General features: G+C 60.4%; 19 protein-coding genes, 1 tRNA gene and 1 riboswitch. Of the genes, 15 read left to right on the top strand and 5 right to left on the bottom strand.

Going from position 1 to position 20,772, the window contains the following annotated elements:
- Window positions 1–213 precede the first annotated feature (213 nt).
- The 3 genes from IQ26_RS34440 to IQ26_RS34435 all read left to right on the top strand — a co-directional run bounded on the left by IQ26_RS34440 (window position 214) and on the right by IQ26_RS34435 (window position 2,098).
- Window positions 214–1,095: an HNH endonuclease gene (locus IQ26_RS34440; RefSeq protein WP_145722836.1), complete on the top strand. Its 882-nt coding sequence runs from the start codon at window positions 214–216 to the stop codon at window positions 1,093–1,095.
- On the top strand, window positions 1,095–1,217 hold the full coding sequence (locus tag IQ26_RS41185; RefSeq protein ID WP_276316459.1) for a hypothetical protein: 123 nt from the start codon (window positions 1,095–1,097) through the stop codon (window positions 1,215–1,217). The genes IQ26_RS34440 and IQ26_RS41185 overlap by 1 nt, the downstream gene beginning before the upstream one ends.
- A gap of 260 nt (window positions 1,218–1,477) precedes the next feature.
- Entirely contained in the window at window positions 1,478–2,098 is a 621-nt protein-coding gene (locus IQ26_RS34435) for an SAM-dependent methyltransferase (RefSeq protein WP_145722835.1), read from the top strand.
- Here IQ26_RS34435 and IQ26_RS34430 read toward each other — a convergent pair.
- The gene (locus IQ26_RS34430) at window positions 2,089–2,394 is read right to left on the bottom strand and encodes a hypothetical protein (protein ID WP_145722834.1); all 306 of its coding nucleotides are present in this window, start codon (window positions 2,392–2,394) and stop codon (window positions 2,089–2,091) included. The genes IQ26_RS34435 and IQ26_RS34430 overlap by 10 nt on opposite strands.
- 465 nt (window positions 2,395–2,859) lie before the next feature.
- Window positions 2,860–2,958: riboswitch (SAM-I-IV-variant riboswitch) on the top strand.
- 37 nt (window positions 2,959–2,995) lie between these two features.
- On the opposite strand from IQ26_RS34430, the gene IQ26_RS34425 reads away from it, so the two are divergent.
- Window positions 2,996–3,568 carry a hypothetical protein gene (locus IQ26_RS34425; RefSeq protein ID WP_145722833.1) on the top strand — a complete coding sequence of 191 codons (573 nt, stop codon included), beginning with the start codon at window positions 2,996–2,998 and terminating at the stop codon, window positions 3,566–3,568.
- Between the two features lie 674 nt (window positions 3,569–4,242).
- On the opposite strand, the gene IQ26_RS34420 is transcribed toward IQ26_RS34425, so the two are convergent.
- Window positions 4,243–5,067 (bottom strand): DUF4435 domain-containing protein, encoded by an 825-nt coding sequence (locus IQ26_RS34420; protein WP_145722832.1) that lies wholly within the window; start codon window positions 5,065–5,067, stop codon window positions 4,243–4,245.
- On the bottom strand, window positions 5,064–6,335 hold the full coding sequence (locus IQ26_RS34415) for an AAA family ATPase (RefSeq protein WP_145722831.1): 1,272 nt from the start codon (window positions 6,333–6,335) through the stop codon (window positions 5,064–5,066). The genes IQ26_RS34420 and IQ26_RS34415 overlap by 4 nt, the downstream gene beginning before the upstream one ends.
- 533 nt (window positions 6,336–6,868) lie before the next feature.
- Between IQ26_RS34415 and IQ26_RS34410 the strand changes: the two genes are divergently transcribed.
- From IQ26_RS34410 to IQ26_RS34395, 4 genes are read left to right on the top strand one after another with little or no spacing between them, the layout of a single operon-like run.
- The gene (locus IQ26_RS34410; RefSeq protein ID WP_145722830.1) at window positions 6,869–8,368 is read left to right on the top strand and encodes a type I restriction-modification system subunit M; all 1,500 of its coding nucleotides are present in this window, start codon (window positions 6,869–6,871) and stop codon (window positions 8,366–8,368) included.
- The gene (locus IQ26_RS34405; protein WP_145722829.1) at window positions 8,358–9,551 is read left to right on the top strand and encodes a restriction endonuclease subunit S; all 1,194 of its coding nucleotides are present in this window, start codon (window positions 8,358–8,360) and stop codon (window positions 9,549–9,551) included. Before IQ26_RS34410 ends, IQ26_RS34405 begins: the two co-directional genes overlap by 11 nt.
- The gene (locus IQ26_RS34400; protein WP_145722828.1) at window positions 9,548–12,592 is read left to right on the top strand and encodes a type I restriction endonuclease subunit R; all 3,045 of its coding nucleotides are present in this window, start codon (window positions 9,548–9,550) and stop codon (window positions 12,590–12,592) included. Before IQ26_RS34405 ends, IQ26_RS34400 begins: the two co-directional genes overlap by 4 nt.
- Window positions 12,592–13,326 (top strand): M48 family metallopeptidase, encoded by a 735-nt coding sequence (locus IQ26_RS34395; RefSeq protein WP_145722827.1) that lies wholly within the window; start codon window positions 12,592–12,594, stop codon window positions 13,324–13,326. Before IQ26_RS34400 ends, IQ26_RS34395 begins: the two co-directional genes overlap by 1 nt.
- Before the next feature lie 131 nt (window positions 13,327–13,457).
- Here the strand turns inward: IQ26_RS34395 and IQ26_RS34390 are convergent.
- Window positions 13,458–13,547: transfer RNA gene (locus tag IQ26_RS34390), tRNA-Ser, on the bottom strand.
- Between the two features lie 307 nt (window positions 13,548–13,854).
- On the opposite strand from IQ26_RS34390, the gene IQ26_RS34385 reads away from it, so the two are divergent.
- From IQ26_RS34385 to IQ26_RS34375, 3 genes are all read left to right on the top strand, one after another.
- Window positions 13,855–14,547, top strand: coding sequence for a 50S ribosomal protein L21 (locus IQ26_RS34385; protein ID WP_145722826.1), 693 nt, complete (start codon window positions 13,855–13,857; stop codon window positions 14,545–14,547).
- 99 nt (window positions 14,548–14,646) lie between these two features.
- Complete coding sequence (rpmA, locus tag IQ26_RS34380) at window positions 14,647–14,916, top strand: 50S ribosomal protein L27 (protein ID WP_145722825.1); 270 nt, start codon at window positions 14,647–14,649, stop codon at window positions 14,914–14,916.
- A gap of 117 nt (window positions 14,917–15,033) precedes the next feature.
- A complete protein-coding gene (locus IQ26_RS34375; RefSeq protein ID WP_145722824.1) occupies window positions 15,034–15,621 on the top strand; it encodes a GNAT family N-acetyltransferase in 588 nt (195 codons plus the stop codon).
- 219 nt (window positions 15,622–15,840) lie between these two features.
- On the opposite strand, the gene IQ26_RS34370 is transcribed toward IQ26_RS34375, so the two are convergent.
- The gene (locus IQ26_RS34370) at window positions 15,841–16,710 is read right to left on the bottom strand and encodes an endonuclease/exonuclease/phosphatase family protein (RefSeq protein WP_145722823.1); all 870 of its coding nucleotides are present in this window, start codon (window positions 16,708–16,710) and stop codon (window positions 15,841–15,843) included.
- Between the two features lie 158 nt (window positions 16,711–16,868).
- Between IQ26_RS34370 and obgE the strand changes: the two genes are divergently transcribed.
- The 4 genes from obgE to IQ26_RS34350 all read left to right on the top strand — a co-directional run.
- Window positions 16,869–17,900 carry a GTPase ObgE gene (gene obgE / locus IQ26_RS34365; protein ID WP_145722822.1) on the top strand — a complete coding sequence of 344 codons (1,032 nt, stop codon included), beginning with the start codon at window positions 16,869–16,871 and terminating at the stop codon, window positions 17,898–17,900.
- Window positions 17,901–17,902: 2 nt separating this feature from the next.
- A complete protein-coding gene (gene proB, locus IQ26_RS34360; protein WP_145722821.1) occupies window positions 17,903–19,066 on the top strand; it encodes a glutamate 5-kinase in 1,164 nt (387 codons plus the stop codon).
- A 3-nt stretch (window positions 19,067–19,069) separates the two neighbouring features.
- Window positions 19,070–20,356, top strand: a complete 1,287-nt coding sequence (locus IQ26_RS34355) for a glutamate-5-semialdehyde dehydrogenase (protein WP_145722820.1) — start codon at window positions 19,070–19,072, stop codon at window positions 20,354–20,356.
- A gap of 136 nt (window positions 20,357–20,492) precedes the next feature.
- Window positions 20,493–20,772 (top strand): transposase (locus IQ26_RS34350; protein WP_145721835.1); only part of this gene is annotated, 280 nt, incomplete at its 3' end.

Genomic DNA, 20,772 nt, shown 5'->3' with positions numbered 1-20,772 from the left:
AGTTCGTTCGCGGCCCAAACCGCAAGGCGGCCCGGCGGGACGAGTGCCGCCGGGGGTTGTCGGCAGTGGGGTAGAGGGCGGGACTTGTGGGGCCCCTATCAGGCGCGCCCATTGGCGAGGACTGTTCGATCTCCCTAAATCCGCCATTTGTTCAAGCTTCCTAATGGCGTAAGAAGCGATCAGATCGAGAAGTATAGGGTGCACTAGCTAAAAATGGAACTATCCGTCTTTGAACTCAACAAGGGGCAAACCCTTCGCATCAAATCTCCCGGCAAGTGCATTTACTGCGGAAGCGATCAGGGCAAACTCAGAAACGAGCATGTCATCCCATACGCACTCGCAGCCAATACGATCATTCTTGAAAAATCCTGCTGCGAAACCTGTCAGAACATCATCCAGCGATATGAGCAAGAAGTCCTAAAAAAGCAGCTGGGCGTATTCAGGGCGCAAGTTGACGCACCTACACACCGACCGAAAGAAAGGCCTACCCATGCGGACCTGCATTTCGTCGAGGTGAATACCGAAAGGCAAGTGATAAGGGATTTGGGCTTTCGCTCTATACCCATCAATGAGGCCCCAATCGCATTCCACTTGTGGGCCTCTCCTATGCCACGACGCCTCCGTGATCCGATAGACCCAGCCATCGAAAGTGGACGTCCATGGTCATTCGTTGATGAGGAAGTTGCCTACACTTTATGTCGAAAGGTCGCAGCGGAAACAGGCGCAAACCATGTTGCTGTAAAGACCGGTGACGTGAACCGCCTTCACTACCTGCGATCACTCGCGAAAACTGCGCATGCCTTTGCGGCGGCCAAATTTGGACTAGATGCGTTTGAGCCATTCCTGACTGATTTGATCCTCAACCGATCCGATGACGTTGCAGAGTATGTGGGTGACGATCCATTCACAGCGCCGATTGAGGATATCGACGGGCACACGTTGCAGATATTTCTTGGTGAGGCGATGGGTGGCCCCGAGCAGGGGTTGCTTGCTGCGCGCTTCCAACTGTATCCGTACCTAAATAGTCCGGCTCATTTGGTCATTGTGGGCAAGGCGCTTGTGGACATAGGGGCGAGATTACGCGGGGAGGTTTAATGAACGGCGTGCTGCCATGGCCCTGCATTTCCGACACGGCACTTTCTTTGCTCGCCGCCGATAAGCCGACCGTCCGCCACCCCATCTCGGCCATTGGCGGCAGCCAGCTGACAGAGTTTTAACGCTAGAGCGCCAGCGTGTGAGATCGCCGCCGCCGGGGACCGGAAAGCGGTCGGCACCCCCGGCTTTGTCGGCGGCGGGGGCGGTGGTGGCTTTGTGGGGCCCCTGAGCCGCGCGCACCTGGGTTGCGGCGAGAACTTGTGGACGCCTTGGTGAGATCGTAGCGAATGCGGCCATCCGAGGCCATAAAGCCGTTGCAGGCAATACGGGGAAACTTCTTTAGCAAAGCAGGATACTGTCGATCCACAACTGGAGCCGGCATATGCAAAACACCTCGCACGCGGTCATGTCGCAGCGCTTCGAAGCGAAGGACAGCACCGACAATTTTCCGACACCACCATGGGCAACGCGCGCCCTGATTGAACACGTCATCGGAAATATTGCGGAGCTTCAGAGTATGACGTGTCTCGAGCCGGCGTGCGGGCAAGGGCATATGTCGAGGCCGCTGAAAGAATATTTCGCTGAGGTCCAGTCGTCAGACGCTAACTGGTATGGCTATGGATCGATACGCGATTTCCTCCAATATCCGTTCGAAGCGGGTTCCCACGACTGGGTGATCACTAACCCGCCATTTCGGCTCGCCGAGCAGTTTGTCGATCATGCGCTGACGGTCGCACGAGTTGGCGTCGCCATCCTCGCCCGAACAGTTTTCCTCGAAAGCATCGGACGCTATGAAGACATTTTTCAGCATCGGCCGCCTACGGCATTTGCGCAATTTGTCGAGCGCGTGCCTATGGTCAAAGGTCGCCTCGACCGCAAGGCATCAACGGCCACCGGCTATGCTTGGTTCGTTTGGGACAAGAGGAAGCTGGGCGAACAGCCTCGCCTTATGTGGGTGCCGCCATGTCGGAAATCGCTGGAACGGGACAGTGACTATTCGTGAAGGTTCCAGCGCTTGACTCCAGCCTCCAGCGCCTCCTTCGCGGCCTTGGCGTCGCCGTCATCCAAAGCCGCAAGTGCCTTCTCGACATGCGCCAGTAGCCGCTGGCCTTTCACACCGGGAGCGCCCTTTGGTGGGAGGGTGGCCTTATCAGCCGCCTCGAACTTTCCCATCTTACCGGCGATAACTTCTGCAACTCGTGCTTGGTTTTCTCCGAACCACGCAGCTATGTCATGATGTTTGTCGCCGCGCCCGACCATGCCAAGCATTGTTGCATAGTCTTTGTTCATCAACGCCATGTTGTCCCCCTCCCAAACATACGCAGGTAATCTAACGACCTTTTCGTGTTGCCCACAAGCCATGGCGCGCCGAAGGGCGCGGCGGCGTTGTGCGTTCAAGGCCTGCAGCCTCCGGCAACGCCTTGTTGATCAGCTTGGCGAGCCTCTGCGCGGGCTGGCGGCGGAGCCTGAAGGCCCCCGTGCGCGGCCTTCTCCTCGCCCGGAGGCCGACGCCAACCGGCTCTGGGCGGCGATTAAGGGCGTTCCGGCCGCGCCGACTTGGAGACCGACACAAACGCCTGCGCCCCTGTGTGGCCTTCGGCTGGCGCTTAGGTGCCGTTGTACCGACGGTCGCAGATTGCTTCTTGGTGCCGTTTGCCCGGTTGGCGGGGCGGGGGGCGATGGCCCCCAGCGATCTGCTCACTTTTAGCGCCCCGACCACCGTGAGGAGAAAGCTTGCCGAAGTACAATCGCTTTGTTAGACCAATCCCGCATCCAGAGAGGGCTTCGGCCCCGCCAACCAGCCTTGACCGGCAACGGTGGTGAAGACGATGTGGCCTCGAAGGGGCAACAGTAGGTCGCCAGCCCTCCAGATGCGTGCGAAACGATGGAGGGCATTTTCATGCTGACAAGGCGAGGTTTTCTGATCGGCGCGGGTGGCCTGCTCACGGCGGCATTCGCAAAGGATGCACAATCTTTCATTAGCAGGACTGGGCAGCCCCTGCTTGCCTCGCCTGCGGAGGTGGCCGAGACCATGTACTGGTATGAAGGGGGAGAGCAGGGCTACCTTCTCACAATCGGCCCTTGGGCCTTCTGCCCACCGCCGCCGGCCTGGCGCGAGTTCTTCGCCAGCGAGGGCATCGGGCACCGGACCGAACCCGAAACTCACTCCATCTGGGAAAAGCACGGGATCAGCCCGGAGGACTACGACAATCAGGTTGACGGGTGGTTCTGGGAAACCCGCTTCGATCTTGAGACCGGTCCGTGCGCCAGAGCCTACCGCCTCCTGAAGCAGCTGGATCTTGGCTCAAAGCTCAGGCGCGGGAGCGATGGGCCCCATCTGGTATTCTGCGAGGGTGACGTCGCCAACGACGACAGCCGGTGGGTCGATGCAAGGGACGAACTCACACTCTCCTTCCTGCAGGCTCGGCTGATCGATCTGAAGCTTCCTATCCGAATTGCACAAGGAATTTGAGGGGTTCCCGACATGATCGACAATGGCACGAGGCCGACCGCCGGCGCGCCGAGCCCCGAGATGGCAAGGCATAGCCCGGGCAGGTCAATCGAGCCTTACACTTGCCGCTATTGCGGCTGGGCGACCACGGTCCCAAGCGAGGCCGAGGCACGTCTCTGTATGCGGTGTGTCCGTTTCGAGGGTGATGTGCATCCGGCTATGACCGGAGCGCGGATTGCGGCACACAACACCCGCATCATGGGCATGATCAAGAAAAAGGACAGACTAGGCGATCCTGCACCGTGCATGCGTAGCTGTCGGCCCGAGGGCGGATTGCCCGAGGGCGGGGGCGGGGTGGCCTTGTGGGCCCATGTCAGGCCCGCCCGACCGACATCCTCGTTCACAGTCCGGGACCTCCTCATGGCTGGCCGCTTTCGTCCCAAAACCAAAATCACTCTGAAACGACCGAGTTCGTTCCGTGGACGTTCCACTTCTTGCTGTCGCTTTCCAAAACCTGCCGTACGTTCAGTGATCTGTTATCGGCGGTCGGCCCGAAAAGTGGACAGTCTGATCTTGGTAGGCCGAAAGGCTACAGCAGACGTCACTAAGAGGCCTGTGCGCGGGTAGAGTTATTTGCTTGATGAAAATCTCGATGGCGTCTGGAACAGGCGCGTTGACGAAACAGGCAAGGTCCGTCACACAGCAGCGAGTTGCCTCGCCATGAACTCACGAGTCGACGTGGCTACCAGCCTTTCATAGTGGCTGAATAAGTGATGCATAATCACGCCGTTGCTCGCATTCTGTGGGCGTCCTGCCCTGCGCTGCACGATCACTCGGCACCAGTTAAACAGGACAAACAACATTGAATGTCCGCAGAAGTATCGGGGATAAATGCTCCCGTGCTGGTCAAAATCAATGGCCGCTGCCGCGTTTTGCTGTCCCCTACCAGCAAGTCGGGCTCGTGCATCGTTTTCCGAAAAGTCATAGCCCCGTCGGTCGTCGCCAGTCATCAAGTCTCGAGGGTTTGTGCGCACTATCAACCCCTCTCCAGTGGCCGAAAAGCCTACATCTAGTCGCAACAGCCACTCACCTAGCTTTGACAGCTTGGCGAGATATCGACGAAACGCCCGTTGAAGAAACGTCTCGTCAATTTGCTCCGGAGCTATTAGCCGCGCTACCGTCGCTGCAGCCTCCGGCGTGATAAAATCATTCTCGAAGCTGTAGCCATGAGTGCGAAGTATACGATTATTGGTAGTCCAACCAGCGATGAGAGGGACATAGTCAGCATCCCTACAGACTACAACATTCGATATCCTCCCCAATATGACAGCATCGATGATATCCGCTAGGTTCTCGACACCCTCCTTCTTCTCATAACGAACTTTCAAATCCGGTCTGAACCTAACAAAGAGAGTTTCCCAATACGCAACATCTGTCTTGCCCTCAACATAAGCGACAAGGTCCACACCGAGAAAATGCTTGTAGTTGGAGACACCCGCGTCACTGCGCCGAAAACTCACTGGAGTTTTTCCTCGATCTTGATGATATCATTCGTGTGTTCGCCAACAATGTCGGGAGAATGGGTTGCGAAAATGATCTGGACGTTGCTATTAAGTTTTTCTATGCTTTGAACCAGTTCAGACTGCCACCCTACATGTAGAGAAAGCTCTGGCTCATCGGCAATAAACACAAAAGGGTGCTTTTCATATAAAAGAACTTCTCCGAGCATAATGAACATCTGCTTCTCTCCTGACGAGAGAACAGTCGTAGTGAATATTTTTCCAGATTGGGTAACAATTTCTATTTCGTTTCGGTCAGTAATTCTTGCCTTCTTACGAGAAAACAAGCGGTTAATAATCTCGACGAAGGTATCGCGCTGCGCGTAAATCCTGTTTTTCGTCTCCTGCAATCGTCGCCAATCTGTGACAATCCTGGCGAGTCGTTGGTTGTCATACATAACCACGAGATCGTCCGCCGTAATCGACCCATGGGAGCCGACTTTTTCGGTTGCGGCCTTCAAGCGCTCGAAATGATTTGAAATAGACCGACGAGTACGATTCCGGTCCATTTTGAACTCATTGAATACTGCCTCCAATCCGGACTGATCCGTTGAGGCGTTGTGGGCGAGGCTTGAAAGGCCAAGGTTACGTCGGTCGGACGAGCTAACCAACGAAAGAAAAATCTTCTCTTGGAAGAGATCAGTCTCACGCTGCGCTTTCGTTTGAAGTGACGAGAAATATGTCGCGAAGTCACGCGTGACTTGTGTCAGTTTGGCATCAATTGACGGCAGAAAACGCTCTTCAGGAAAGTCGCGGGCGGAAGTCGAATGCGACCGCCAGATAGGCAGCCACGATAGCTTCACGAGGTCGGCAAGCTGCTGCTGTAGTCCCAGATGTCGGGCCTCGTTGCTTGGAGACATGCGGCGGCGGCGAGCCATTCTGATGTCAGCGAAGTCATCAAATTCATACTTCGTCGGTTTCTCTGAGGCTGATGCCTTCAGATAATAATTTATCTGAGCCAGATATTCATTTATTGGGGTTTTCGTTACACGTATCGATGGCTTTTGATTCTTCCCCACGGTCTTGAGTACAATATTCATCTCGTTAAAATCGAGCTTTGTCAGTGTCTCAAAATCCATGCGAAGTGCTGCACTTAGAAGGTCGATAAAGGTTGTCTTTCCTGAGCCATTTACGCCGATGAGGAAATTCCGGGAAGTACGGAACGTCATGTCGACAGATTTGTCTCCCCAAAAACCGCTTATCGAGACCCGTTCGATTACGTTGACCATTTGTCCCTACTCTCGGCCCCTAATTGCTCGATCGCTTCTACAGGGACGTTGGGAGAACTCCAATAGCAGAACGATAGTTTACGGTGTTACGATCCCCAGCCCCTCGGCTTGTAGGCGATGTCTGCTCTTGAGAAGCCGCAGTGAGTTCCCGAAGACCGATATGCAGGGGGCGCGAAGCAGTCGATCGCATCGGGCCCTCCGGACGTCCGCTTGCATCACGCGGTCACCGAAAGTTGCCAGTCCGCTTCCCACCATCTCGGCCATTGGCAGCAGCCAGCTGATCGGTCCTGACCCTAGAGCGCCAGCGTGAGAGATCGCCGCTGCCGGGGCGACGGGATGCCGCCCATCCCGCACGGGGTTAATCGGCAGGCGGGGGTGGGGTGGCCTGTGGGGCCCCAGATTGACGCAGACGCATTGAACCAACAGGGGCGCGAGATCGTCGCCCGGCAATCTGGACCAAACGGAACCCTGTGGCTAAGAGATAGGCACGTCGCCGTCAGTCTCGCGAATGTTTGAAAGTGTAGCACCAATTCATGCCCACCCTTTCCCAGCAGAGCCTCGAACGCCACTTGTGGCAGGCAGCGGACATTTTGCGCGGCACGGTCGATGCCGGAGACTACAAGCAATACATCTTCGGCCTCCTTTTCTATAAGCGCCTCTGCGACGTTTGGGACGAGGAGTATGAAAAGCTCCTCGCCGAGACTGGCGACCGCGAGGAGGCCGCTGATCCGGACGAGCATCGCTTTCACATCCCCACCGAGCATCGCTGGGACGCGGTGCGCAAGCAGTCAACTCAGATCGGCCAGCGGCTGAACAACGCGCTGGCCGCCATCGAAGACGCCAACCTGCGCCTGCGTGGCGTGTTCGGCGATGTCGACTTCGCCAATCAGGACCGGTTCTCCGACGCGCTGCTGGAAAAACTACTCGCTCATTTCGAGAAGCATCGCCTGCGCAATGCCGACGTGCCGGCCGACATGCTCGGCGACGCCTACCTCTACCTCATCAAGATGTTCGCCGAAGGCGCGGGCAAGAAGGGCGGCGAGTTCTATACCCCGCGCCAGATCGTCCGGCTGATGGTTGAGATCGTCGAGCCGCGCCCCGGCATGTCGATCTACGATCCGACGTGCGGGTCAGGCGGCATGTTGCTAGAGGCGGTTCAATATCTGAAGGATCGGGGCGAGGATGCGCGCAGCCTGTCGCTCTACGGGCAGGAAAAGAACTTCGGCACATGGGGCATCGCCCAGATTAACCTGTTCCTCCACGACGTGGACGACGCCTTCATCGCCAGAGGTGACACGATCCTGTCGCCGAAGCGGTACGATCCCAAAGCCCGAGAGTTCGTCGAGGGCGTCGGTGCCTATGACAGGGTACTGGCTAATCCGCCCTTCTCCGAAAAGGTCTGGGGCTACGATGTGTGGGCCAACGGCGATCCGTTCGGTCGTGACGAATATGGCTGCCCGCCCAAGGGCTATGGCGATCTGGCGTTTGTCCAGCACATGCTGGCGAGCCTGAAGCCCGAGGGGATGCTTGCCGTCGTCGTGCCGCACGGCGTCCTGTTCCGGAGTGGGGCCGAGGGACGCATCCGCGAAGGGATGCTGAAGGCCGACGTGATTGAGGCTGTGGTCGGCCTTGCGCCCAACCTGTTTTATGGCGCGGGCATTCCGGCTGCGATCCTGATCGCCCGGAAGAACAAGCCGCAGGATCGGCGCGGCAGGGTGCTGATCGTCAATGGCGACGCCACATATCAAGCCGGCAAGGCGCAAAACTTCCTGACTGACAAGCATGTGAAGACGCTCGCCGAAGCGGTTCATGCTTTCGCCGACGTCGACAAACTGGCGCGCGTCGTTCTAGTCGAAGAGATCAGCGCCAATGGCTTCAATCTCAACATTAGCCGCTACGTGCAGACCAGCGCGGATGTCGAAGCCGTCGATGTCGCGGAAGAAATCGCCAAGCTCCAAGACCTGATCGCCAAGCGCAACGAAGCCGAGGCCGTGATGTTCGGCCACCTGCGGAGGCTCGGCTATGTATCCTGACGATTGGGAGGAGCTTTCACTTGGTTCCGTTGCCCAAATCTTCACAGGGGGAACACCAAGTCGGAATACCCCTGAATATTGGAACGGCGACATACCGTGGATGTCGTCGGGCGAAATAAATCAGAGGGTGGTTAGATCGGTAGCCGAACGCATAACTTCGGCAGGCATGGCTAACTCTAACGCCAGATTGCTTGCACCCGGAACAGTGATGATGGCGTTGAACGGCCAAGGAAAGACGAGGGGTAAGGTCGCGCTTCTCGGCATCGAAACGACCTGCAATCAGTCGTTAGCCGGAATTGTTGCTGACGGCAGACGCCTCCTACCCGAATACCTGTTTCATAGCCTATACAACCAATATCAGGATATTCGTAACATTACCGGCGATGACGCTAGGAATGGTCTAAATCTCGGCATTTTGCGCTCTCTTCGCGTTGCGATCCCTCCTCTCGACGAGCAGCAGCGGATCACCGAGGTGCTGCGCTCGGTGGATGAGGCAATTGCGGCGGCAGACGACGCAAGAAAGCAGGCCGACGCAACACTTGTGACCATCTCCGATGAGGTGTTCACATCTGCGCTGACCGAGGGTGCATCAGCCTGGCAGAAAGCCCATTTGGAAAAGATGCTCGACAAGATTATCGACTATCGAGGCGTTCCACCTCCAAAAGCCGATGGCGGTATTCCGCTATTGACCGCAAAAAATGTGCGTTTCGGGTATCTCGACTTTGAGCCGCGAGAGTTCATTGCCGAGTGCGACTACGACAGTTGGATGCGGCGTGGCCTGCCAAAGCCTGGCGACATCATGTTCACGACGGAAGCACCACTAGGTAACGTGGCCGAGTTCCCGTCCATCAAGGCTGCTTTGGGGCAGCGAACGTTGACGCTGGTTCCCGATACAAAGCGGTTAGACGCCAAGTTCTTGAAGTGGTTGCTTCTATCTAAACCAGCGCAGGACTTGATTTGGTCCCATGCTACCGGATCGACAGCGAAGGGGATCAAACAGCGGACTTTTCGCAAGCTGATCTTCGGATTTCCGGCTTTGGATGAGCAGCGGCGGATCTCGTCGCTCCTCGAAGAAGTCGCCGCGGCCCGTGATCGTGCAAAGGGTTGCATCGATGATTACGGGGCGATGAAGGTCGCCCTGTTGTCCGACCTCCTTTCGGGCCGCGTGCGGGCGTCTGCATGAGCGAATACCGGCTCGCCGAGAGGCCCGCGCTCGATGTGTTGGCGGCGCTGGGATATCAGCCGCTCTCGCCCGAAGCGGCCTTGGCGATGCGGCAGGAAGAGAACCGCGTCATCCTCAAGCCGGTGCTGACAGAGGCATTACAGGCGCTGAACGGCATCGCGCTAGCCGACGCCGAGGCGATCTACAACGACCTCGCCACCCTGTCCGACAATGAGGACTGGCAGAGGAAGCTGCGCGGCGGCTATTCGCGCCGCCTCGCCGGCAAGAACCGCGACCAACCCATTGCGCTAGTCGACTTCAAGGTTCCGGGGAACAACCGCTTTCACGTCGTCCGCCAGTTTCGCGTTGCTGCCCAGCGCCCACGCGTTGCGGACATCGTGCTGTTTGTGAACGGCATCCCGCTGGTGGTGATCGAGGCCAAATCGCCACTGAAGGCCACAGCCAAGGCCGGGGAAGCGTTCGAGCAGATCAAGCAGTATGAGCGCGACATTCCCCGGCTGTTCGTACCCAACGCCTTCAACATCGTCACTGACGGCATTGTCACGCTCTATGGGGCGACCGGCGCTTCGTCATCCTTCTATGCACCGTGGCCCGACGCATGGCCGCGTACCCGCTCCGAGTTCGTCGACGATCTCGCCAAGGATTTGTGGTGCCTTGCGGAGCCGTCTCGGCTGCTCGACCTGCTGGGCCATTTCATCGTGTTCGAGACCGACCCGGAGACTGGCCGTAAGTTGAAAAAAGTCTGCCGCTATCAGCAGTTCCGAGCGGTCAACAAGGCGGCCCAGCGGGTCGCAGAGGGCATCCACCGCAAGGGGCTGATCTGGCACACTCAAGGGTCGGGCAAGAGCCTGACGATGGTGTTCCTCGCGCTGAAGCTCAAGACCCATTTGACGCTGGACGCGCCGGCGCTCGCCAATCCCAATATTCTCGCACTTACCGACCGGATCGACCTCGACACCCAGATCAGCAGCACCTTTGTCGCCTGCGGCCTGCCCAACCCGAAACAGGCGGCATCGGTAGCCGAGCTTCGTGAAGCCGTGGCGCGCGGCGGCAACGGGCAAATCCTGCTGTCGACCATCTTCAAGTTTGCAGGCTCCCGCGATCCGATCCCCAACTCCGAGAACTGGATCGTGCTGGTCGACGAGTGCCACCGCACGCAGGAAAAGGACCTTGGTGCCTACCTTCAGGCGACGCTGCCCGACGCCCGCTTCTTCGGCTTCACCGGCACGCCGATCAAAAGTACCGACAAGGACACGTATGCCCGGTTCAGCATCGAGGGCGAGGGCTATCTCGATAAATATGGTATCGATGATGCCGTGCGCGACGGCGCAACCGTACCGATCCTCTACGAGGGTCGAAAAACCGACTGGGCGATCAACGAGGCCGAGATCGACATATTGTTCGACCGCTGGTTCCTCGATCTGCCCGACGACAAGCGGGAACAACTGAAGCGTAAGGGCCTAACGCTCGCCACCATCGCCAAGCACCCTGAGCGTGTCCGGCTGATCGCCTTGGACATCTGGGAGCATTTCAAGCAGGTTTGCGCACCAGACGGCTTCAAGGCGCAGATCGTTGCCGTGGACCGCGAGGCAGTGATCCTCTACCGCGCTGCGCTCGCCTCCGTGATTGCCGCCGATCTGGTTAAGGGCGGGATGGATGCCGACGCTGCCCGAACCAAGGCCGACGCGATGATTGCCTGCGTCTATTCCAAGAGCCAAGAGGACAACAAACCTTCGGAAGACCCGGACGTCGCCGCCTTGCGCACCGAGCTTGAGCGGCATTATCTCGATGACGCCGCCGAGAAGGAGGCGAAGAAGGCGTTCAAGGCGTTCGGACAGGAACCCAGCTTCTTGATCGTTTGCGACAAGCTGCTGACCGGCTTCGACGCGCCCATTGAGGCGGTGATGTACCTTGACAAGCCGCTGAAGGAACACGGGCTCTTGCAGGCAATTGCCCGGACCAATCGCACCTGTTCGCTGAAGCGCCCGGACGGGATCGAGATCACCAAGCCGCATGGGCGGATCGTCGACTATATCGGCGTCACCGGTCATCTCGACGAGGCGCTGCAATCCTATCGCTCCGAGGATGTCGAGAATGCGTTGCGCGACATCGCCATCCTGCGCAACGATTTAAAGGAGGCGCACGCCCGCTATCGTTCGCAGAAGCGCGCAATGGGGCTGGAGGGCATGGATGAGAAGGCGGCTGCCTATGCCGCCGGCAAGCTAGTGACGGCTGGCCGCGAGGATGAATGGTTCGACCTGCAGCGGCTCGCCCGCAATTTCATCAACGTCTTCGGCGACCTCTCACCCGATCCGGCGATCCTACATTTCACGAACGACGTGAAATGGGCCGCTGCGTTCCTTAGGCTGGCCACGCAGGTAATCGCCAAGGACGAAAGTCTCGACCATCGCCATTACACCGGCAAGATCAGGGACATGCTGGAAGCGCATGTCCATGCGACCGGCCTGTCCACCACGATCCGGCTGCGCGCGATCACCGATCCGAACTTCGCCGACGATTTTGCGACCGAGGAGAAGACGGACGCGGAGTTGGTGGAAGCGTTCGTCAGAAAATCCGCCGAGCTTCGGCGCGTCACCCGCGAACTGGTCGACAAGAACCCCGCCCAGTATGGCCGTTTCTCCGAGCGCGTGCTGGAGATCATCCGTCGCTTCGAGGAAGGGCAGATCGCTGCCGCCGAAGGCTTGCGCGAGTTCGAAGACCTGACCGGTGGCATCAATGCCGAACAGGGGGCTCATGCCGAACTGGGCATGGACGAGCGCGCCTTCTCGATCCTGCGCATCATGGAGGCACTGGCACCGGACACCCGCCACGGCACACTACAGGAAGCAGCCATAGCAATCGGAGCAATCTATGCCGGGGCGCAGGCGAGCCAGCCGGCCTTCACTTTCATGCCCGAATACCTGCGCAGTCTACGCCAACAGGTTCGGCGCATCCTCTCCGAGCGTGGCATTGCCGGAACCAAGCCCATCCGCGAGGCGGTGGAGGAGTTCGCCGTCCACGCGTATATCGGAGGCCATTAATGCCATTGCTTCGCATTGGCCGCGCCGAAATCCCCTATGAGCTTCGCCGTTCCGCAACGGCATCCGAGCGCCGCATTACCGTGACACCCGGCTGCGTCGAGGTGCTAGCGCTTTCCACCGATGACGATGCGGCGATCAACTCGTTTCTCAAACGCAAGCGCCAATGGGTATTTAACACCGTCCGCGAGATGGGGCGGATCACCGCCGAGCGGCATGCCGTGCCGCGCTTCATCACTGGTTCGAAGATACCCTTCCGGGGCCGCCGGATGCGGCTAACCGTCCGGCGCAGCGATGGCGAGCGGATCGAGACTACTTACCTCAACGGCTTCATCGTCGATCTTCCGTCATGGGCAGGCGATGACACCGACCAACTCATCGCCATCGAACTCAAGCTGTGGCTGAAACGGCGCGTTCGGCGGGACGTGATGGAGATTGCCGCTGGCTACAAGACGCGGTTCGGCTTGGCGCCGCGTTCGCTCCGCGTCGCCGATTTCGCAAACGGCTGGGGATCGTGCGGCCCCGAGGGCAACATCCTCATCAACTGGCATCTCGTTTTCGCGCCGAAGAAGGTGCTGGAGTATGTCGTTGCCCATGAACTTGCCCATCTCCGGCAGCGTTCGCATGGGCCTGCGTTTTGGGATTTCCTGCGGACGGTCGTGCCTAACTTCGAGGCGTCCAAGGCGTGGCTGGAAGCCAATCAGGGCAGTCTGGGTTCTGAGTTTCTTGATAGCTGATGACGGCTCGGAACCACAGCGTCGAGGGGCTGACGCCACGCCAGCCCACGCCGAAGGTGCAAGGAAAGGTGCAAGTAAATCCGGAGATGATTCGAAAAATATAACGAAAACAAAATGTTAGTGGAGTTCGTTGGCGGAGAGGGAGGGATTCGAACCCCCGATGGGCTTGCACCCATGCCGCATTTCGAGTGCGGTGCATTCGACCACTCTGCCACCTCTCCGCGGTCATGGTCCGCCGTTGCCGGCGCGGCGCACTAGATAACGGCTGGACAGGCAGGTTACAAGGGCCAATCTGCCCGGCGATCCGGCTTCTTGTCAGGCTTGCCGTCCAGATCTCGATGTCGTCGCGCGCCTGGCCTGAATTACGCCCCGCTCGCCTTGACTTGCGCCCGACCTTCGGTTAGGGACAGCGCGCAATCGGCGTGGAGGGTTCTTCCGCGCCGCTTGTTTTTTGAACCCGCAGACTGACAAAAAGACGGTCGAACCGCGTGATGCGGTTCATCAAGGCCGAACAGCGAAAGGCAAAAAATGTTCGCAGTCATCAAAACGGGCGGCAAGCAGTATCGCGTCGCCGCCAACGATCTCCTGAAGATCGAAAAAGTCGAAGGCCAGGTCGGCGATATCGTCGAGATCGGCCATGTGCTCGCGCATGGCGAGGGCGAGAATGTGACGTTCGGCGCACCTTTCGTCGATGGCGCCCTGGTCACCGCCGAAGTCGTCGAACAGGGCAAGAACCGCACGGTCATCGCCTTCAAGAAGCGCCGCCGGCAGAATTCGCGCCGCAAGATCGGCCATCGCCAGCTTTTGACCACCGTGCGGATCGCCGAGATCCTGCTGGATGGTGCCAAGCCGACGAAGAAGGCCGCCGCCAAGACCGAAGCGAAGGCAGAAGTTGCTGCAAAGACCGAGGCGAAGGCCGAGGCCGCTCCGAAGAAGGAAGCGAAGGCAGAGACTGCACCGAAGAAGGACGCCGAGGCCAAGGCAACCGAAACCGCCGCTCCGCTGTTCAAGGCGCCGAAGGGCGAGCCGGACGATCTGACCGTGATCAAGGGCATCGGCCCGGTCGCCGCCGGCCAGTTGAACGAACAGGGCATCACGACCTTCGCCCAGATCGCCAAGCTGTCCGACAAGGATATCGCCAAGATCGACGAGCATATGCCGTTCAGCGCCGACCAGATCACGGACTGGCGCGAGCAGGCTAAGGAACTGGCGAAGAAGTAAAGCGAGCCGGCGCGATCGTCACCGGATCGGACTTGAAACGGAACGCGAACGCGTTCATAAGACCTTTTAGGCGCCCTCGCGGCGCATCGGAGTAGTTAGATGGCACACAAAAAAGCTGGCGGTTCGTCGCGCAATGGTCGCGACTCCCATTCCAAGCGGCTCGGCGTGAAGAAGTTCGGCGGCGAAGCCGTGATTCCGGGCAACATCATTATTCGTCAGCGCGGCACTCAATGGCATCCGGGCGTCAATGTCGGCATTGGCACGGATCACACGCTGTTTGCGCTCGAAGCTGGCGCAGTGACCTTCAACAAAAAAGCCAATGGCCGAACCTACGTATCGGTGAACCCGATGACGAAGGCAGCGGAGTAGCCGGTTCCGCACGAGAACACCGGCACCCATCTCGGGACCGGTGTCTGGCCAAGCCAGGAAAAGGATCAGGGGAGATGGGTTTCCATCTCCCCTTTTCTTTGTACCTGGAGGACTGACATGGTTGCCGAAGCGGAAGACACAGACGGTGAAAGTTACGCGATAGATTGCCCGGTGCTCGCGACCGAGCGGCTGGTCCTGCGGGCGCCGCGCGAAAGCGACATCGAGCAGCTGGTGGCGCTCGCCGACAACCGCCATGTCGCCGAAATGCTGGCCCGCATGCCGCACCCCTATGGCGAGGCCGAGGCACGCGCCTTCCTCGCCATGGCGGCATCGCGCCGGGCCGGGATCGCTTATGCCTTGACGCTGGCCGGCACCGAAACCTTCGTCGGCTGCGCCGGCCTCAACACCACCGATCGCGGTCTCGAGCTCGGCTACTGGATCGGCGAGCCCTACTGGAAGCGCGGCTATGCGACGGAGGCCGCACACGCGCTGGTCGATCTCGCTTTCCAGAGAACCACGATCCAGGTGCTGCATGCCTCGACGCGGGTCATCAATCCGGCCTCGCGCCGGGTCATCCACAAATGCGGTTTCCAATATGCCGGCCAGGGTATGCTGAACTCGATCGTCGCCGGCCAGGTGCCCGTCGAGCGCTACCGTCTCGATCGCAAGACCTGGACCAGCCTGCGGAACTGGGTGCATTTTTGATGAGCTGCCCTGCAGGGCAATCGCATATGGGGGTCCCCCTCATCCGGCCGCTTCGCGGCCACCTTCTCCCCGCTGGGGAGAAGAGACGGGCATCAACGCTGGCGACCTCCTCTCCCCTCGGGGAGAGGTCGGATTGCCAACCGAATTGCCCTTCGCAATTCGGTTGGCAATCCGGGTGAGGGGGCACTTGCCCATATGCCATTACCTGGGTGACCCCGCTCAGGCCATCTCGACCCAGACCGGCAAGTGGTCCGAGCCGACCGCTTGCCGGTCGACCCCCAGGCGCTTCAGCGATTTGGCGAGCGAGGCGCTGGTGAAGACATAGTCGATGCGCTTGTGGCGGCTGGCGTCGTCGGGCCGCTTGGGGTCGACCCAGGTGACGAGATCGGCGCCTGTGGCGGCAAGGCGCGCGGCGGCATCGACGGCAAGATCGGCGGTCACGGGCATGCCGAATTCGTGATCCGGGCTGCCGGCGAGTTCGACATATTCGGGCGATCCGACCAGCATGTTGAAATCGCCCATGACGACGAAGGTTTCGGGATAAGGCAGGTCCGGCAGGCCGACCTCGGCGACGCCCGACAGCGCGCCGCCCTCGATCGCATAGTTCAACAGGCGCCGGCGCAGAAACCGGATCTGGCTCAAGCGTTCGACCGGGCTGCGATGGTCGAGATGGGTGCAATAGAAACGGATGAAACCAAGCGGCGTCTCGATCAGCGCCTCCAGCGCGCCGCGCTGAAAATTCATCACTTCGAGACTGCGGCTGCGCGGCAAGAGGAGATTGCGCGACAGATGAACGGGCGTTTTCGACAGCACCATGTTGCCGAGTTGGAAGGTGGTCGTGATGGCGCGGCCGTTTTCCAGGCGCGAGCCGATATTGGCCTCGAAATTGCTGCCGTAGACGGCAAAGTATTCGGGCAGCGCCTCGCCGAGCTCGGCCACCATGTCGCGGCCGCCGTTGTTGGGATTGTTGCGCGAGACCTCCTGCAGCGCGATCACGTCGGCGCCGCGCACGGCATTGGCGATGCGGCCGACATCATAGCGGCCGTCGAGGCCGATGCCGTAGTGGATGTTGTAGGTTACAAGCTGCATTCCGACATGTCTCCGGATCTAGCGCGGCGAATCCAAAATTCGCATCCTTGCGCGTCCAAAAGGGACGCACGGCGCCGCAGTCGCAAAACGGCCTCGCCCTTTGCTCCACCTTGGTTTAGAGCAATTCCCCAAAGCCATAGCAGAAACTCAACAATCCGATGAAATTTCTCGATCAAGCCAAGGTCTACATCCGCTCCGGCGACGGCGGCGCCGGTTCGGTGTCGTTCCGGCGCGAAAAGTTCATCGAGTTCGGCGGTCCCGACGGCGGCGATGGCGGTCGCGGCGGCGATGTCTGGGTGGAGGCGGTCGATGGGCTGAACACGCTGATCGACTATCGATATCAGCAGCATTTCAAGGCCAAGACCGGAACGCATGGCATGGGCCGCAACATGACTGGCGCCAAGGGCGCCGACGTGACGCTGAAAGTGCCGGTGGGAACGCAGGTCTTCGCCGAGGACAACGAGACGCTTATCTGCGACCTGACCGTGGTCGGCCAACGCTTCCTTTTGGCCAAGGGCGGCAATGGCGGCTTCGGCAACCAGCATTTCAAGACCTCGACCAACCAGGCGCCGCGCCGTGCCAATCCGGGCTTGCCGGGCGAAGAGCTCAACATCTGGCTCAGGCTCAAACTGATCGCCGATGCCGGCCTGGTCGGCCTGCCCAATGCCGGCAAGTCGACTTTTCTGGCCGCCGTGACCGCGGCCAAGCCGAAGATCGCCGATTATCCCTTCACCACGCTGCATCCGGGCCTCGGCGTGGCCCGCGTCGACGGGCGCGAGTTCGTCATCGCCGACATTCCCGGGCTGATCGAGGGCGCGCATGAGGGTGTCGGCATCGGCGACCGCTTCCTCGGCCATGTCGAACGCACGCGTGTCCTTCTGCACCTCGTCTCCGCGCAAGAGGAAAATCCGGGGAAGGCTTACAAGACCGTGCGCGCCGAACTCGACGCCTATGGCCATGGGCTGATCGAGAAGGTCGAGATCGTAGCGCTTTGCCAGATCGACACGCTCGACGCCGACGCGCGCAAGAAGAAGGTCGCTTCGCTGAAACGTGCCGCCGGCCGCCCGCCAATGCTTCTGTCCGCTGTCACTGGCGAAGGCGTCGAGGCCGTTCTGCGCGCGCTGATGGCTGTCGTGGCCGAGGCGCGTGAAGCTGTCGCTGCTCCAGTCGAGACGCGTTGGAACACATAGCGATGACCGCGCAGTCGCTGAGAAAATACCGGCGCATCACCGTCAAGATCGGCTCGGCGCTGCTTGTCGACCGCACGACGGGCCTGAAGCGCGACTGGCTGGCCTCGCTTGCCGACGACATCGCCGTGCTGGCCGACGGCGGCGCCGAAATCCTTGTCGTGTCTTCCGGCGCCATTGCGCTCGGCCGCACCATTCTCGGCCTTGGCAAACGGGCGCTGAAGCTCGAGGACAGCCAGGCGGCGGCCGCCGTCGGGCAGATCGCGCTGGCCGGCGCCTGGTCGGATGCGCTCGGCAAGGGCGGCTTGAAATCGGGCCAGATCCTATTGACGCTCGGCGACACCGAGGAGCGCCGCCGCTATCTCAATGCACGCGCGACGATCTCGACGCTGCTGAAGATGAAGGCGGTGCCGGTCATCAACGAGAACGACACGGTGGCGACCTCCGAAATCCGCTATGGCGACAACGACCGGCTGGCGGCACGCGTCGCCACCATGATGGGCGCTGACTTGCTGGTGCTGCTCTCCGACATTGACGGGCTCTACACGGCGCCGCCGGCGCGCGACCCGCAAGCCCGGTTCATTCCGGTCGTCGACCGCATCACCCCCGACATCGAGGCGATGGCGGGTGCCGCCGCCTCGGAGCTTTCACGCGGCGGCATGCGCACCAAGCTCGACGCCGGCAAGATCGCCACCGCCGCCGGCACCGCCATGATCATAACCGCCGGCACGCGGCTGTCGCCGCTGATGGCGATCGAGCGCGGCGAGCGGGCAACGTTCTTCCGGCCGAGCGCCAATCCGGTCAAGGGCTACAAGACGTGGATTGCCGGGCAGCTCGAACCAGCCGGCCGGCTGACCGTCGACGCCGGCGCCATCAACGCGCTGCTGTCGGGCAAGTCGCTGCTGCCGGCCGGCGTCAAGCTGGTCAGCGGCAATTTCTCGCGCGGCGACACGGTGGCGATCCTGTCGCCCGAGGGCCGCGAGGTCGCGCGCGGACTGGTTGCCTATGATGCCGCCGATGCCGTAAGGATCGCAGGCTTGAAGACTGCCGAGATCGAAACGGTGCTTGGCTACGAAGCGCGATCGGCAATGATCCATCGCGACGACCTTGTGGTGAGCCATGCCGGTGATCAAGTATGGGCCGGTGACCAAGTAACGAGCGGAGGATGAGCCATGCTGAAGCTGCATGAAAAATCCCGGGACGACACCGCAGCAACGATGGCCGATATCGGCCGCCGCGCGCGCTCTTCCGCCCGACCGCTGGCCATCGCCACGACCGCCGCCAAGAATGCCGCGCTCCTCGCCATGGCCGACGCCATCATCGCCCGTGAGCAGGACATTCTCGACGCCAATGCCGTCGACATCAGGAATGGCGAGGAGTCAGGCCTGTCGGCGGCGCTGATGGATCGGCTGAAGCTCGATCCTGCCCGCATCCGCGCCATGGCCGACGGCATCCGCGAAATCGCCGAATTGCGCGATCCGGTCGGCGACGTCATCGCCGCATGGGACCGGCCGAACGGCCTGCATATCGAGCGGGTGCGCACGCCGCTCGGCGTCGTCGGCGTCATCTATGAGAGCCGGCCGAACGTGACGGCCGATGCCGGGGCGCTGTGCCTCAAGGCCGGCAATCCGGTGATCCTGCGCGGCGGCTCGGATTCGCTCAACTCCTCGGCGGCGATCCATGCCTGCCTGGTCGAGGGGCTGAAGGCGGCCAAGCTGCCTGAGGACGCTGTCCAGTTGGTGCCGACCGCCGACCGCGCCGCCGTCGGCGAGATGCTGAAAGGGCTTTCCGGCAATATCGACGTGATCATTCCGCGCGGCGGCAAGAACCTGGTCGAACGCGTCCAGAACGAGGCGCGGGTGCCGGTCTTCGCTCATCTCGAAGGCATCTGCCATCTCTATATCGACCGCTCGGCCAAGCTCGATATGGCGGTCAGTATTGCGGTCAACGCCAAGATGCGGCGCACCGGCGTCTGCGGCGCGGCCGAGACGCTGCTGGTCGACCGCGCCGTCGCCGCCACCCATCTGGTACCGATTCTCGACGCGCTGCGTGCGGCGGGGTGCGAAATCCACGCCGATGCCGAAGTGCTGAGAATGTTCCTTGACGCCAGCCCTGCGACCGATGCCGACTGGGTGACCGAATATCTCGATGCCATCATCGCGGTGAAGCTCGTTGATGGCGTTGCCGGCGCGATCGAGCATATCGAGAATTTCTCCTCGCACCACACCGAGGCGATCGTCGCCGAGGATGGCAAAGCCGTCGAACGTTTCTTCAACGAAATCGATTCTGCAATTCTTCTGCACAATGCCTCGACCCAATTCGCCGATGGCGGCGAGTTCGGCATGGGCGCCGAGATCGGCATCGCCACCGGCAAAATGCATGCGCGCGGGCCTGTCGGTGTCGAGCAACTGACCTCGTTCAAGTACCGCGTGCGCGGGACCGGCCAGGTGCGGCCTTGAAGTCTTTCGTCCAAAGAGCCTGAAGCTTTGCGTCCAGCAACCCCCCTCTGCCCTGCCGGGCATCTCCCCCCAAGTGGGACTGTTGCGAAATTCGGTGGTTGTGATTCTGTGAGACGGCAGCTCGGAGGGAATCACGATGGCGGTGAAGCGGACGGGTCAGTTGAGCTTGGCAGAGGCTTTTCTGGGCGACAAGCTGTCGGGCGGCTCTTCGCCGCTCGACCGGTTGTCGGGTCTGGTGAAGTGGTATCGTTTCGAGAAGCTGCTCACCCCGCTGCGCGATGGCGGACCCGGGCGGGCGGCGTGGCCGCCGCTGGTGCTGTTCAAGGCGCTTTTGCTGCAATCGCTCTATGGTCTGTCGGATCGCGAACTGGAGGAGGCGCTTGGCGACCGGCTGTCGTTCCGGCGCTTCGCCGGGC

Source organism: Mesorhizobium tianshanense, assembly GCF_007830515.1.
GTDB classification, from domain to species: domain Bacteria; phylum Pseudomonadota; class Alphaproteobacteria; order Rhizobiales; family Rhizobiaceae; genus Mesorhizobium; species Mesorhizobium tianshanense.
This window is presented reverse-complemented; position numbering and strand designations above follow the sequence as displayed.